The organism is Paenarthrobacter sp. NPDC058040 (genome assembly GCF_042885775.1).
In the GTDB taxonomy this organism is placed as follows: domain Bacteria; phylum Actinomycetota; class Actinomycetes; order Actinomycetales; family Micrococcaceae; genus Arthrobacter.
Genome location: NZ_JBHVRN010000001.1, coordinates 37,218 through 50,665 on the forward strand (window position 1 = coordinate 37,218; position 13,448 = coordinate 50,665).

General features: G+C 61.2%; 14 protein-coding genes. 7 read left to right on the forward strand and 7 right to left on the reverse strand.

The window, feature by feature from the left end; genetic code table 11:
• Positions 1–11 precede the first annotated feature (11 nt).
• Positions 12–785, reverse strand: a complete 774-nt coding sequence (locus ACFVSJ_RS00155) for a GntR family transcriptional regulator (protein WP_387432939.1) — start codon at positions 783–785, stop codon at positions 12–14.
• 135 nt (positions 786–920) lie between these two features.
• Between ACFVSJ_RS00155 and ACFVSJ_RS00160 the strand changes: the two genes are divergently transcribed.
• Together ACFVSJ_RS00160 and ACFVSJ_RS00165 are read left to right on the forward strand one after the other, a co-directional pair.
• Entirely contained in the window at positions 921–2,351 is a 1,431-nt protein-coding gene (locus tag ACFVSJ_RS00160) for an MFS transporter (protein ID WP_387432942.1), read from the forward strand.
• 72 nt (positions 2,352–2,423) lie between these two features.
• On the forward strand, positions 2,424–3,416 hold the full coding sequence (locus tag ACFVSJ_RS00165) for a nucleoside hydrolase (RefSeq protein ID WP_387432943.1): 993 nt from the start codon (positions 2,424–2,426) through the stop codon (positions 3,414–3,416).
• Between the two features lie 76 nt (positions 3,417–3,492).
• Here the strand turns inward: ACFVSJ_RS00165 and ACFVSJ_RS00170 are convergent, their stop codons facing one another.
• From ACFVSJ_RS00170 to ACFVSJ_RS00190, 5 genes are all read right to left on the reverse strand, one after another.
• On the reverse strand, positions 3,493–4,245 hold the full coding sequence (locus tag ACFVSJ_RS00170; protein ID WP_387434134.1) for an ArsR/SmtB family transcription factor: 753 nt from the start codon (positions 4,243–4,245) through the stop codon (positions 3,493–3,495).
• A 40-nt stretch (positions 4,246–4,285) separates the two neighbouring features.
• Positions 4,286–5,623, reverse strand: coding sequence for an amidohydrolase family protein (locus ACFVSJ_RS00175; protein ID WP_387432945.1), 1,338 nt, complete (start codon positions 5,621–5,623; stop codon positions 4,286–4,288).
• A 148-nt stretch (positions 5,624–5,771) separates the two neighbouring features.
• Entirely contained in the window at positions 5,772–6,272 is a 501-nt protein-coding gene (locus ACFVSJ_RS00180; RefSeq protein ID WP_387432948.1) for a DinB family protein, read from the reverse strand.
• Positions 6,269–6,700 carry a VOC family protein gene (locus ACFVSJ_RS00185; protein WP_387432951.1) on the reverse strand — a complete coding sequence of 144 codons (432 nt, stop codon included), beginning with the start codon at positions 6,698–6,700 and terminating at the stop codon, positions 6,269–6,271. The genes ACFVSJ_RS00180 and ACFVSJ_RS00185 overlap by 4 nt, the downstream gene beginning before the upstream one ends.
• Positions 6,701–6,736: 36 nt before the next feature.
• Positions 6,737–7,492: an SDR family NAD(P)-dependent oxidoreductase gene (locus ACFVSJ_RS00190; RefSeq protein WP_387432952.1), complete on the reverse strand. Its 756-nt coding sequence runs from the start codon at positions 7,490–7,492 to the stop codon at positions 6,737–6,739.
• A 177-nt stretch (positions 7,493–7,669) separates the two neighbouring features.
• Between ACFVSJ_RS00190 and ACFVSJ_RS00195 the strand changes: the two genes are divergently transcribed.
• The 4 genes from ACFVSJ_RS00195 (at position 7,670) to ACFVSJ_RS00210 (ending at position 11,542) form a co-directional block, all read left to right on the forward strand.
• Positions 7,670–8,359: a hypothetical protein gene (locus ACFVSJ_RS00195; RefSeq protein WP_387432955.1), complete on the forward strand. Its 690-nt coding sequence runs from the start codon at positions 7,670–7,672 to the stop codon at positions 8,357–8,359.
• A gap of 181 nt (positions 8,360–8,540) precedes the next feature.
• Positions 8,541–8,819, forward strand: coding sequence for a hypothetical protein (locus tag ACFVSJ_RS00200; protein WP_387432957.1), 279 nt, complete (start codon positions 8,541–8,543; stop codon positions 8,817–8,819).
• 600 nt (positions 8,820–9,419) lie between these two features.
• Positions 9,420–10,919 (forward strand): AAA family ATPase, encoded by a 1,500-nt coding sequence (locus tag ACFVSJ_RS00205; RefSeq protein WP_387432959.1) that lies wholly within the window; start codon positions 9,420–9,422, stop codon positions 10,917–10,919.
• Entirely contained in the window at positions 10,916–11,542 is a 627-nt protein-coding gene (locus tag ACFVSJ_RS00210) for an HNH endonuclease (RefSeq protein WP_387432961.1), read from the forward strand. Before ACFVSJ_RS00205 ends, ACFVSJ_RS00210 begins: the two co-directional genes overlap by 4 nt.
• 363 nt (positions 11,543–11,905) lie before the next feature.
• On the opposite strand, the gene ACFVSJ_RS00215 is transcribed toward ACFVSJ_RS00210, so the two are convergent.
• Entirely contained in the window at positions 11,906–12,331 is a 426-nt protein-coding gene (locus tag ACFVSJ_RS00215; protein ID WP_387432962.1) for a hypothetical protein, read from the reverse strand.
• Between the two features lie 271 nt (positions 12,332–12,602).
• Between ACFVSJ_RS00215 and ACFVSJ_RS00220 the strand changes: the two genes are divergently transcribed.
• Positions 12,603–13,340 carry an ANTAR domain-containing protein gene (locus ACFVSJ_RS00220; protein WP_387432964.1) on the forward strand — a complete coding sequence of 246 codons (738 nt, stop codon included), beginning with the start codon at positions 12,603–12,605 and terminating at the stop codon, positions 13,338–13,340.
• Positions 13,341–13,448: the final 108 nt, after the last annotated feature.

Here is a 13,448-nt window from a genome sequence, read left to right on the forward strand (position 1 = left end):
GGAAAGAAAGTTCAGGATGACTGGATGACGGAGAGGTGCCCGGCCTTGGCTGCGACGAGGCATTTGGCCAGGTAGAACGGTGCGCCGTTGCGGCGGACGTATTGGGTGAGGACCAAGACTGGATCGGAGGGCCGGAGGTCCAGCAGTTTGGCACGGCTGGGACCGGCCGTGCTGAGGCTGATCTGGCATTCGCCTGGACCCAGGGTGCTTCGGGAGAGGCCCGCGAGGATTTCCAGGAGTGTCGCAGCGGGCAGTCCGGGTGCTTCGGCCGCCTCCAACAACTCCGCAGCTTCCGGCAGATCCTGCGCCACGTTCTCCTGCAAGTGCGCCACGGGTTCGCCGTTACGGATCAGCACGCTTTCCCAGAACCACACGTCTTCGTCGGGCTGTACGCCAAGGCCGGGTGCCACGAATTCCGAGGCGGGCTGCTTGATGGCAGCCACCCGCTTGACCTGGATGTCCGAATCCTGGCCACCCAGCAGCTGGTCAAACGGCCGGATGTGCTCGATTCCGATCCGCGGCAGGGAATCAGCCACGAACCGGCCCACTCCGCGTCGTGCACGGGTGAGGCCGTCCTCCTCGAGGAGCATCAGGGCCTCCCGGATCACGGTGCGGCTTACGTCCATCATGTTGCCCAGTTCGGTCTCCGTGGGAAGGAGGGAGCCAGGTGGCAGGAGCTTGGTCCTGATGGCCTCGGCGATACGGGAGTAGGCCGCTACGCGCAGGGGCTGCCCTTGTTGGGCAGCGAGGGGCCGGGAGAGGAACTGGACGGCGTTGTCGGTCAAGGGAGCCTCGCTAGGAATCGGTTAGTCACACTGTACCGGAGAACTGTCAGAGGTTGCACAAGCTCGTAATACATGCTTGTATAACAACTCACATCCAGCGGCGCTTGCCGGCGCCCTCGGACAAAGGAGTTTGATGTGAACATCCCCAACACCGCGGTGGAACCGCAGGAAACGGACTTGGCGACGGAGACGGAGGCAGGCCGGTTTCAGGGCCGTGCCGCTGCCTTCCTGATCACCACTCTGGTCCTGGCCGTGCTCGCGTTCCAGCTCAACGCCAGCATGATCACCCCTGCGCTGCCCCACATCGGTTCGTTCTTCGGCGAGACACCGGAAGCCGTTGCCCAGGTCCAGTCCATGTTCTTCCTGGCCGGCGCCATCGCCGGTCCGGTGATCGGACGCTGGAGCGACTTCATTGGACGCCGCACCGCACTCCTGCTGGTCCTCGCGATCATGGGAGCCGGAACCGTGCTGTGTATCTTCGCCCCGAACCTTCCCCTGCTGGTCACCGGCCGCTTCATGCAGGGCGTGTCGAGTGCGATCTTCGCGCTGTCCTACATCGTCCTCAACGAGTACTTGCCTGCGAGGCTCTTCGGCACGTCCATCGGAATCATCGCTGCCATCAACGGCGGCGTCGGTGGCGTGGATGGCTACTTCGGTGGCCTGATGGCTGAAACCCTGGGCTTCCAGTCGATCTTCGTCGCCGTGCTGGTACTGGCCGCGATCGCCGTCGTCTGCGTCATCAAAGTAGTCCCCAAGGGACGGTCCGCCGTTGCCGCCGGCCGGATGGACTGGTGGGGTGCGGGCTCGCTGTCGGTGTTCCTGGTGTTCGTTACGTACTTCGTGTCCACGGGTTCATCGGCAGGGTGGACCTCGCCGGCAGCCCTGGGCCTCCTTGCCGGAAGCATCGCCTCCTTCACCGCGTTCTGGCTGATCGAGAAGAAGCGCGAGACCCCGCTGGTTGCCGTCCACCACCTCCGTTCCCGCCAGGTGTGGCCCGTCATTGCCACCACGGTCCTGACCTTGGCCGGTATTTTCGCCATCATCAACTTCACCGTGGTGCTCTTGAGCCAGGACAAGAACAGCGGATTCGGCCTCTCCGCCTCCGTCGCGGCCCTGCTCTTCCTGACTCCCGCGGCATTAATCGGCGTCTTCGCCGCACCGCTCGCCGGCTGGATTGCCGACCGTCGCGGCTGGATCAAGACCGTCCGCGTCGGATCGGCGGCCAGCCTGGCCTGCGCGATCGTGGCTGCGCTGTTCGCCAACAACCAGATCGCGGTCCTCATCGCCATCGCCGCACTTGGCATCTTCTACAACGGCTTCTTCCTCACCGCGATCAACGGACTCTCTGTTCTCCTTTCGCCCAAGGAAGCGCCCGCCGCCCTGCCGGGCATCAACGGAGCGAGCTTCGGCATCGGGGCGAGTCTCGGCGTCGTGGTTGTTGCACCGTTCGCGGGCCTCGGCACAGCCGCCGGGTACTCAACGGCCCTCTGGATTTCCGTAGGCATCACCGTGCTCGCCTTCGTGGTGAGCCTGTTCATCGCAGCGCCCAAGGGCCAAAAGATCTAAAGCACGACGGCGGTACCCAGCTCCGCGCGCATCTCACCAGCCATGTTCCGCAAGACCCGAAATGAGAGAACCATGAACCAGCCCGCACCCTTCTTCCTTGATTGCGATACAGGCATCGACGACGCCCTGGCCCTCGCCTACCTCCTGGCGTCGCCACGGGCGGAGCTGGTGGGCATCGGTACCGTCAGCGGCAACATCAGCGCGGCCGGCGGGGCCCGGAATACGCTCGATTTGCTGAAGCTCTCCGGGCACCCGGACATTCCCGTTGCCGTAGGCGCACACGATCCGCAGGTGGGCACGTTCCACGGCGGAGCTCCGCATGTGCACGGCGACAACGGAATCGGGGGAGTGGACCTTGAGCCGTCCGACCGTGAGCCGGTGCCGGGTACGGCCGCGGAACTCCTCGTGGAACTGGCCCGGAAGCACGCCGGTGAGCTGCGCGTCGTCGCAATCGGCCCGCTGACCAACATCGCCGAAGCCCTGCGCCTGGAACCGAAGCTTCCCGAACTCGTCGCTGAGATCACCATCATGGGCGGCGCAGCGTTGGCTCCTGGAAACATCACGCCGGTGGCCGAGGCCAACATCGCCAATGATCCCGAAGCCGCGGCCGAAGTCCTTGCAGCCGACTGGGATGTGACCCTGGTGCCCCTGGACGTGACCATGACCAACGTCCTGGAAGAAAGCCACCGGCAGGAACTCCTTGCCTCCGACCACCCGGTTTCCCAGGCCCTCGGCGACATGCTGGGCTACTACTTCGGCTTCTACGTGGACATCTTCGGGCGGGCCTGCTCCGCGATGCATGATCCCCTCGCCGCAGCCATTGCCGTCAGGGGAGTGGAAGTGGCTGTGGCTCCCAAGGTCCGGGTAGCCGTGGACACGACCAACGGTCCGAGCCGTGGCCAAACCGTGTGCGACCTCCGTGGCCAGTATGTGGGCTTCCCGGACCAGCGGGGAGCACGATGCCGCGTGGTCCTGTCCATCGGCGAAGAGTTCGCCCCGCACCTGCTCGGGACCATGCAGGCGGCCTGGCTCTCCGAGGAAGAGGTGCCGGCCCCCGTCGCCTAACGTCGCCTTACCCAACTGGGTCGCAGTTGTGCGCGTTTTGAGCCCTCAGAACGCGCACAAATGCGACCTACTTGGGCTAGGCGTACATGAGTGAGCCAGGCGTGGTGAGCGTCTCGCCCGTCTCCAGCCACGTCTTCAGGCCGGAGAGGATCATGGGCCAGCCGCCATAGAGCTGGTCGTTGGCGCCTTCGCGTAGCTGATCGTGCGTCACGGTGAGGTGGCACGAATCGCCCACCGGCTCGATCTCCCAGGTGATCCGCGAGGTTCCCTCAGCCTTGACGTCATCGCCCCACAACGCGGTCATGGTCTGGACGAGCCGGCGCGGTGGATCGACCTCGATGTTCTCGCCTTCTCCGAGTGGTGCGTCGGCCTTGGGATTGCGCATCTCGAAGCGCCCACCCTGCGTCCAGTCCGAGGTGAGGGTGTTCCCGAACTGGTACTTGCTCCGGATCTCGCTGTTGGTGATGGCTTCCCACAGCCGTTCCGGGGTGGTCTTGATATAGATCTCGAAGATTTTTTCCATGGGACTTTCCAATCTGGATTTGAGGTCGCTGAGGGCAGCGGCCCATGGTTCTGCGTATTTGCTCACCCAGCGGTCATGGATGAGCCTGATGGGGACCGGGTTCAGGAAGTGCAGCTTTTCACGCCCCCGACGGCGGGTGACCACCAATCCTGCATCCTCCAACAGCTTGAGGTGCTTGGCGATGCCGAAACGAGTCATCTCGAACCGGGCTCCGAGGGCCGACAGGGTTTGCCCGTCCGCGCGGAACAACTCGTCGAGCAATTCCCGACGCGTGGGGTCTGCGAGTGCCTTGAACACGGGGTCCATGGCTTCAGAATAGGTGACCATTTAGTCACATGTCAACGGATCAGAGATTCGTTCGAACCACCGCACCTTGAGCGATCACCGTGCTCACCTTTTCGAGCGCCGAGCCGTCAGCCAGCGGGTCGGCATCGACGATCACGACGTCGGCAAGCGAGCCGCGTACCAAGCGGCCGATCGTGTCGCCTCGCCCGAGCAAACGCGCCGCGTTGGTGGTGGCTGCCTGCAGCGCTTCAAGCGGCGTCAGGCCAGCTTCGGAGAGCAACCGGACCTCGGTTCCGATCGGGGTGACATCCGTGCCGAAGGAATCCGTACCGGCGATGATCGGGACGCCAGCATCCTTGGCGGCCCGGACGGCAGCCTGCAGGATCGGTGTGTACTCCTTGCCACGTGCGGCCAGGATCGGGTTGGCGGACGTCGCCATGCTGGTGATCGCATCCATGGTGGGCGTGAAACACGTGCCCCGGCGCGCCATCTCGTGGATGGTCGCCTCCGTCATGAACACCCCGTGCTCAATGCTGCGAACGCCGGCGCGGACCGCCCCGTCGATGCCTTCTGCACTGTACGCGTGGCACAGGACGCCTGCACCCTTCGCAGCCTTCACGATCGCCCCGATCTGGTCCACGTTGTAAACCAGCTCGCGTGGATCCTGCTCGGGAATGCCTGCGCGGGGGTTGGCCCGGGTCTTGATCACCTCGGCACCACGCTTGAGGTTGATCCGCGTGAGGTAAGCGAGGTCCTGGGTTTCCTTCACGCCGTCCTTGAGGGTGGCCAGCGGGGCCAGATCCGGATCGGCGAGGAGGGAATCACCTTGGTCGGGGGAGATGAACAGGCCTGCCGGGGTCATGCGCGGAGTGACACCGGGCGCCCAGGAAGGCACGGCGGCCATGGCAATGTCTTGATAGAACGTGCTCGACCCGCTGCGGACACTCGTTGCGCCGCCCTGGAGGAGGAGGCGGGCGTCGGCGAGGGCATTGGCGTGAACGTGGGCATCGACGAGGCCCGGGAGGACCCAGCGGCCGGCGGCGTTCAGCACGCGCGCACGGTTTGCGACGGCGGCAACTGCCTTGCGGGTCTGGTCCCGGGTTCCGACGGCGGTCACCTTGCCGCCGTCGAGGACCACCACGCCGTCAGCAACAGCATCGCCGGTTTTGGGGTCCACCACAGTACCGCCCTCGATGATTACTGGCTGTGTGGTGAGGGGATTGCCGGGATAGTTCGGTCCGGCCTGGGGGCTATCTGCCAGAGCCGGGGGAGCTGAGGCCATTTGCGCGGCGATGCCTGCCACGGAAATTCCTGCCAGCGCGGCGGCTCCGGCAAGGATGCCTCGGCGGGGCAACTCACCCTGGGGTTTGGGCGCTGAAGTGTGGTCGTGAAGGCACATCGTTGTACTCCTGGGTGGAACTACCGGGACCGCTGCGGGCTCGCGATCCGCTTTTGGTATTCCAGAATGCCTCAAGGGTGGTCAGGAATGCAATGCTTTCGGCGAGATTGCTCGTCAAGTAATCCATTTTGGTATTCCAAATTAGGGCTCAAACGCTCGTGATCTGCTCCCTGAGGATGTCCGCGTGCCCGCAGTGCTGCGCAAGCTCCCTGAGCATGTGCAGGTACACCCAGCGCAGAGGCAATGGACCGCGGCGATTCCCCAGCAAGAGGTCATCCAAACCCAGCTCCGCCGCCGCCCGCCGCGACGCCTCGCATGCCTCGCGGTGGGCGTGCTGGATGCTTTCGATAGTGTCTGTGTCAGTCAGCATGAACGACTCATCCGGCGTGGCCGGAATGCCGATCTCAGCGCGGGAGCGGCGGGTGATCGCTTCGTCGAACCACACCTTCTCCACGAACGTCGCGTGCTTGACGAGTCCCAGGAGCGTCGTGCGGGAGGGGACCAGCCGCCGTCGTACTTGTTCCTCGGTGAGCCCATCCAGGCTGGTGTTCAGGGCGCGGCGGTGCTCATCGATGAACGTCTCGAACTGTGCTCGCAGGTCCTGGTTGATCACGTCGTCGGCCGTTCTTGTCCCAAAAGCCGCGCTCATCCGAAAACCACCGTGCCGTCGTCGTCGATCCGCCAACCGGGGTTGTAGGCGATTTCCCAAACGATGCCGTTGGGGTCCTTCACGTGGCCGTGGAAAATGCCGCCGAATGCTCCTGCCTGGGCGGGTTTGAGTACCGTGGCGCCGGCTGCGACCAGTTGCTCCATGGTGCGGGAAACCTCGGCTTCGCTGCCCACGTTGTGGGACAAAGTGACGCCGCTGACGCCGTTGGTTTTATCGCCGGTGGCCAGGTCCTGGTCGAATTTGTCGGAGTCAAAGAGACCCAGGACCTGGCCCGGGGCAACCTGGAAGAAGATGATCTCGCCGGGGACGTCCATGAGGGGATCCCAGCCGAGCCCGTCCTTGTAGAAGGCGCGGGCCCGGTGGAGGTCAGGCGTGGCAAACGTGATGAAGTGCAGTCGCTGGTCCATGGGGGCCATGCTAGCGAGGGGGTACGACGCCGCAGCTCAGGCCAGGTGCTGCCGCGTGCCGTTCAGGTGGGAAGCCGGGGCGTCGAACAGGGCAGCGATGTGCTCGCCGAGCTCGCGGACGTGCGTGTAGCCCGGGAACTTCCGGTGCGGCGCGGCTTCCTTCATGGCATCGTCCAAGAGTGCTTTGACCACGAAGACCACAGCGGCAGAGGTCTGTTCCTTCGGCTCGGTCTTGTGGCCCGACTGCTCCGCCTTGAATCCGTCCGCCACTGCCAGGACCCAGGCCTCCGACGCCGCCTTGATCGCCGAGTAGCTGGCGCCGCCGGCGGTGGGCTTGGCGGCGGCCACGGCTGAGACAATCGCCAGCCGTCCGCGCGGCGAGGCTTCGAGGTCCGCGTAGAAGGAGCGCGAGGTGTTCCGGAGAGTGGTCATGATGCTCGTGTGGAGGACGCCCCAGTCATCGTCGCTCTGGCCTGTGATTCCTTCGCCGCCGCGCCATCCGCCCACCAAGTGGATGAGGCCATCGACCGATCCGAAGTCATTGCGGACCGTGGCGGCGAGCTTCTCTACGGCCTCGGGGTTCGCAAGGTTGCACGTATACGGGGTAACGCCGGGGTTGGCTTCCGCGAGTGCCTCCAGGCGCGCGGCGTCAAGATCGACGGCGGCAACGCGGGCGCCCTTGGCCAGCAGCGACGCCACAACTGCTTGGCCGGCGGCACTGGTTGATCCGGCAACCACCACATTGAGGGGCTGGGCGGTTTCCACGTCGTTGTGGTGATTCGTGGTGGTCAAGGCAGGTCCTTCCAAGCGGCTGATTGCGTTTCTCAAGAGCGTACCGAGCTGTAGTGATAACTAATGGATAATTAGCGTGAGAATAAGAGATTCTCATGCTCGCCATCCATTGGCGGTTGATGAGGACCGGCGCCCTTGGCTGTTGAGGCACATGGAAGGCGGTGGGAGGATGAGTCTGTGCAACCCTTCTTCGACTTCCTCGGACATTACTGGTGGCTCATCTTCCCGATCGGCGGCATGGCCGGCGGGTGGATCCGGCAATGGTCCCGCGCCAGCGAACGACGCCACCGGCGCAAGGTGGAGTTGTACAAACTGAAGAACCAGCAGGCCGTCACTGAGCAAGCCAGCCAAGCCGAAGTTGCCGCACTCATGGCCGCCCACGACGCCGTGAACCACAAGTGGCTGGACTACGAGCTCGACGTCGGAAAGCTCATCGATTACCCCCTCATGAGCGACGTTCGCGAACCGCTCACGGTTGCTTTCCTGCGTGCCAAAAAGGAGGCCGACGGCTTGCGTCCTGCCTCCCCGGGAGACATTACGACGGCGGCACGGCTCGCCGAATACCGGGGAACCGTGCACAGCTATGAGATTGCTTTCGAGATCGCGGAGCGCGAAGCAAGGCGTATCAAGGACGGCAACTTCACCGGACCCGAGCGCGAACGTCTTGCCACGGCCAGGAAACTCCTGCGCATTGCCGAGGACGTCGCCGCTACACCTGCAGAGCGTCAGACGGCATACAAGCGTGCCCGCAAGGAACTCGATGGCCTGATCGTTTTGCCTGAAACCACGGTTGCCGCCCTGGAAAAGAAGGTCGCCGGGATGCTCGACACCCGGAAGGACCCGGACACGGACGCCCGGATCGCCTGAGCTGCCCTGCCCTGTCCTGTCCTGTCCAACGGCTGTACCTCGGCAACCCGCTTTGAGCCGTTCGAGGCAATTGTCCAACCGGAACAGGGTGCAAATGGCCTGTTTGGAGCGCAAAGTGGGTCGCGGAGGGACATCTCCCCACCCACCCCACGCTCTCTCACCAAACCGCCCCTTCCGACGAATGATCTCTCAGTGCCGCGACCGCTGGCCCGCGCGGACGCCGAGGCGACATCGTGCCGGGCACGCCTTCCAAGAGGGCATCGACGGCGATGGCCGTGGTACCCGCGTCCTGGTCTCCGCAGCCCACAACAAGGCAACCACCACCCTCGGCTACTTCGATGACGGGCGATCCCTGACCTTCGGAATCGGCGACCGGCACCTCGCCGCCTACATCGATCGCCCTTCCGACACCAGTACGAAAGCCCCCGCCCCTTCTTGCCCATTCACCACGCGCGGTTGAGACGAGGTCACCAATTCCCGGCCTTGGGACTATGTGTGGCAAAGGGCCTGTCCTGCCAGACGTGGGCGAACACGACTTCTGGGGCGGAGCCACGTACACGCGCCAGGCCGGACACGCGAACCTAGACAACAACGGTGCCATGAACCCCGAGGCCTGCACCGGCTTCGAGGAAACCGCGCAGTGGATTACCGTTTCGGAACCCTGCCGTGGCCCGGCCAGCCCACCTCAGATTAGCCGGACAAACCGCTCATTTCGGAAGACCGCCGTTTCTCCCTCCAACTCCTGCCCGGTGGGAATGACTGGGTACCCCTGATCGAAATCACCTTGGAGAATTTTTCAGACGCCGAGATCGCCATCGGCAGCCCCTCCACGAAGGCCGCGACAACCGGCTACTGTGGCTCATATTCGCGGGGACCCCTCCTTCACCGGCGGGGAGTCTGGAACGCGACGAGGGGCTGCCGCAACGGATTGAACTTGGCAGGGAGTTGGTGGTGCGGGTCCCCACGGCGGCTGTCTAGCGGGACACGCAAACAAACGGGACCGGGTGGCCAGTATCGTTGGCATACGGCACCGTTGTGAGAGCGAATTGAGGGGGACTACTTGGAATTCCAGTTGCTAGAAGTTGTAAGCCGAGCTAGTGAGGAGGTGTTCGGTGGGAGGCGCACTTCTGGTGCCCGCTTTGATCTTACTGACGGAGCCTCAGTATTTGCTGAGGGACAGCATGTAACGGCGATTATCGGAAAGAATGGATCTGGCAAGTCTCACATGCTCAGCTCCGTAGTCGAGACATTTCTCCTCCTCGAAGAAATGGCAAAGGGAAAGAACCCAGCTAAGGTGGAGCTGCCACTGGCGAGACTGGTCTATCGCGCCTCCGGGCGGACATGTGTGGTTGAACATAGCCCCTTCGGCCCCACCTTGCTGGTGGAAGGTCACCGAGTTCCGCCGGAATTATTGCCGCTTCCGTCGCGCATAGTTGCATTGACCATAAGCCCATTCGACAAGTTTCCTGTCCCCAAATCTCTACCATTATCTATGGAAGTCGCAAGCAACAGTAACTCTTCCTTGTATCGATATCTCGGGCTACGTGATCGCACGGGTAGAGCAGCAATCGAAAATCTACTCTTTAGATCCTTGAATAGTATATTCGAAGATAGGGGCGTGAAAGACAATTTCCGGCGGGCAAATCTCGCACGAGTGTTTGAGTTTCTCAAATTGTCCCCGACATTAAGCATTAGCTATCGCTTACGAATTTCTAGGACTGTCACGGAGGCTGTTTTCCAGGGGCGGAATATCTTGGATCCAGAAGTTATTCTAGACAAGCGAATTGCCGAGCGGGCTCGTGACGTTGTAGAACTTGAGGGAATAACACCCGAACACATGGCTTTCCTGTTGACGAAGGTAATCGACAGGCAGCGAGGCGGGAAAATTCGCTACGAGACCCACTTCAGGCGCGCGGGATCTCAAGACGAAGAATTCCGCGAGGTTCAACCTTTGCGGCGTGCTGGCTTCCTCCAACTGAACGCAGTAGATATACTCCGGAACGGCCTTCCGACGAATTTGAAGGACGCGAGTTCAGGTGAGGTCAGCATCGTTACTGCTCTATTATCTTTGGCATCCGTCATTAAGCACGGAAGCCTCGTGTTGATCGATGAACCCGAACTCAGCCTGCACCCCGAATGGCAAGTCCGCTACGTCGACCTTCTGCTACAGACATTCTCAAACTACCTTGGATGCCATTTCGTCATTGCAACACATTCTCCTCTAGTGGTTTCCGAGTTACCCAGCAATGCAAATATTGTTTCCCTTGATGACCGCGCGCTTCCTCCACTTTCGGCATTGTCAGGTCAGCCGGCTGACTTGTTGCTTGCGGAAGCGTTCGGGCTTCCAAACAGTAATAACTACTATGTTCGTGAGCAATTGCTTTTAGCTGCACAACTTATAGCTGAAGGGGAGGTTGAAAGTGCACAATTCAATGAAGCATTTGGGCGAATACGGCGACTTGCGTCGGAGATGGATACGGACGATCCGGCCTTAGTTATTGTTGAGGGCTTGGTAAAGGCTGCTGAAACGCGATCGGGGTCAAAGACTACATGGAAGTGATCGAGTACTCGGAAAAATCCACATTAGCAATTGAAAACTTCAATGCCCTGGCAGTTAAATCGGCATCCTTTTGGTCTGACGACGAAGTTAGTAGCATTCGAATTGAGATAAAAAAGCATTATATTAGAGCGCAAAAGTTCAAGTGTCCATATTGCGGAAGAGAATACCCGACTACAAATGCTTCCGTTTGGGATGCTGAGCATGTCATTCCAAAGAAGATATGTCCTGAGTTTATGTTTGTTGCCCAGAACCTAGCTGCTGCATGCAAGGATTGCAACATTTCAAAGAAAGACGTGGAAGTTCGCGTTAATCCGAAGCGAAAGACATTCCCGACTCGATCCGAAGACTATACGATTGTGCACCCACATTTTGATATTCTGGATGATCACATAGGATCGATGGGGCCGATTTACTACCCTCTGAGTAGCAAAGGAGCGGAGACTATTTTTCGCTGCAACCTCGGTCGATTTACCATTCAGCAACTAGGATCCGGACTTGGACGTTTTGCGGATCCGGTGTTGGTCAAGATCATTTCTGGTCTCAATAGTGCAACTTCGAAAATAGAGGCAAAGGCCATGGTTAGTGCAATTGAGAGATATATTGATGAGAGCACGGAGGAATGAGCTCTCTGGAGTGGTGCGTTTAGTCGTATTCACCTGCTCGCGGTGTTTATGGGCGCAATAAAGGCTCAGCGGAAGTGTTCGGAGATTTGTTGATGGTGGTTCTTTCAGCAGAAGCCGGTAGACTGTTTTGATAGCTCTATTCGTCATTCATAAGACATTTATAGTGTCATACGCAAGTGGACGCAGCTCGCCTACCGGCGCGTCCCAGGTTACCGCCAGCATGAAGCAGATCATTAGCATTTGAGGTTGTCAGCGAAATGTTCATGATCTGAGATATTTGGGCTATCCTATTCCCCGAAGAACGGCCACTCCGCAACTGCAGCCGGTTGTAGAGCGGCCGTTCGCTTGTGAAGACCAGATGGCTCAGCCCCGGCCCATCGAGCTGGAGGGATCCTCACCACCCTCCGAAGGATCGGCGCGGAGCGCGTCCGGATCACCCTCAGGCAGGCCTGCCGGGCCGGGGACATCACCCGCGGCGTTGGGTACATCCCGGTCGCCCTCGCGGTCCTGGTTGATATCGCTGTCTGTCACGCCTGCGTCGTGGTGCGGGTGCTCCTCGTGCGCTTCGCCGTGGCCGTCCACGGCGAACGAACGGTCCTCGGCTTGCTCTTCCGGGGTTTCCGAGTCCATGGCGTTGGAACCCTCGCTGATGGACGAGTGCACTTGGATGTCGTCGTCCTGCGTGTTGGGTTCGGGCACCTGACGGTCCTTGGGTGCGGGATCCGAAGTGCCGGCCAAGTCCTCCATTGCGTTCTCGGCGGCTTTGTGGATGCTGTCTTCGATGCCCATGGGATGACTCCTTTGCGATCGATGGTCCGTGTGACGGACTGGAACTATAATAGTAAGCATACTTAGCTATTGCCCAATGTGACAGCCGTAAGGAGTTGACAAAGTGGTGGTTGCTCGCTTCCTAAAACCGCAGGTCAGCGCTCGCCGTGCCGCACTTTGTACCGGTGATCGTTGAACGTTATGGTTATGCAAGACCGTTTTGCAGAGGGCGGCAATTTTCGCTCCTTTGCTGTAGGCCGGGGACGCTTTTCAGTCATTAGGAACACGTCACATGGTCAACCCCCGCCCTGAGCAGGAAGCTCTCCAGAATGGTTACTTTCTGGATCTTGTCCTGGGCAGCGAAGATGTCGAGGCGTTTCTGACGGACTTGGCCGCCTTCTCCGCCGAGAGCCTTTCGCTTCCCGACGCGCCCGTCTTTTGCGGTATCACCGTCCTGCGCAAGAAGCGCGCCGCCACCGCTGCCACCAGCGATGATCGCGCGCGCGTTCTGGACGAACTTCAAAACACCCACGAAGGTCCGTGCCTTACGGCCACGGAAAGCATGGCGTCTGTATTGGTCCCCGATCTCACCCAGGAGGAGCGCTGGCCCGAGTATGTGGAGGCCGCTTCCGGCCAAGGCCTTCGCTCGATCCTCAGCGTTCCGCTGCTTCTCGAAGGAGACGCCCGTGCTGCGCTGAACCTGTATTCGGAGCGGGCCCACGCATTCAGTGATGATCACATCGAGCGGGCCGAGGTCTTCGCCTCGCACGCCTCGAAGTCCCTCCGCCTGGCCCTGAAGATCGCCCAGCTCAGCGACGCACGGAACGACCTTGCCGCTGCGATGCAGTCCCGCACCATCATCGACCTCGCTGTGGGCGCGATCATGGCGCAGAACCACTGCAGCCAGGAAGAAGCTTTCACCATCCTGCGCACCGCATCGAGCAACCGGAACATCAAACTGCGGCACCTGGCCCAGTCGATCATCGCTGCCGTCTCCTCCGGAAAAGTCACGACGCACTTCGAGGAGTAGTCCAACATAGTTCCGGCTTTGGCGCCTGGAAAAGCCAGAACCTATTTGTTGCCGCTGCTGGTGCCAGATCAAGAGGCCATGGCTGCCGCGCCCGAGCCGCTGTTTTTT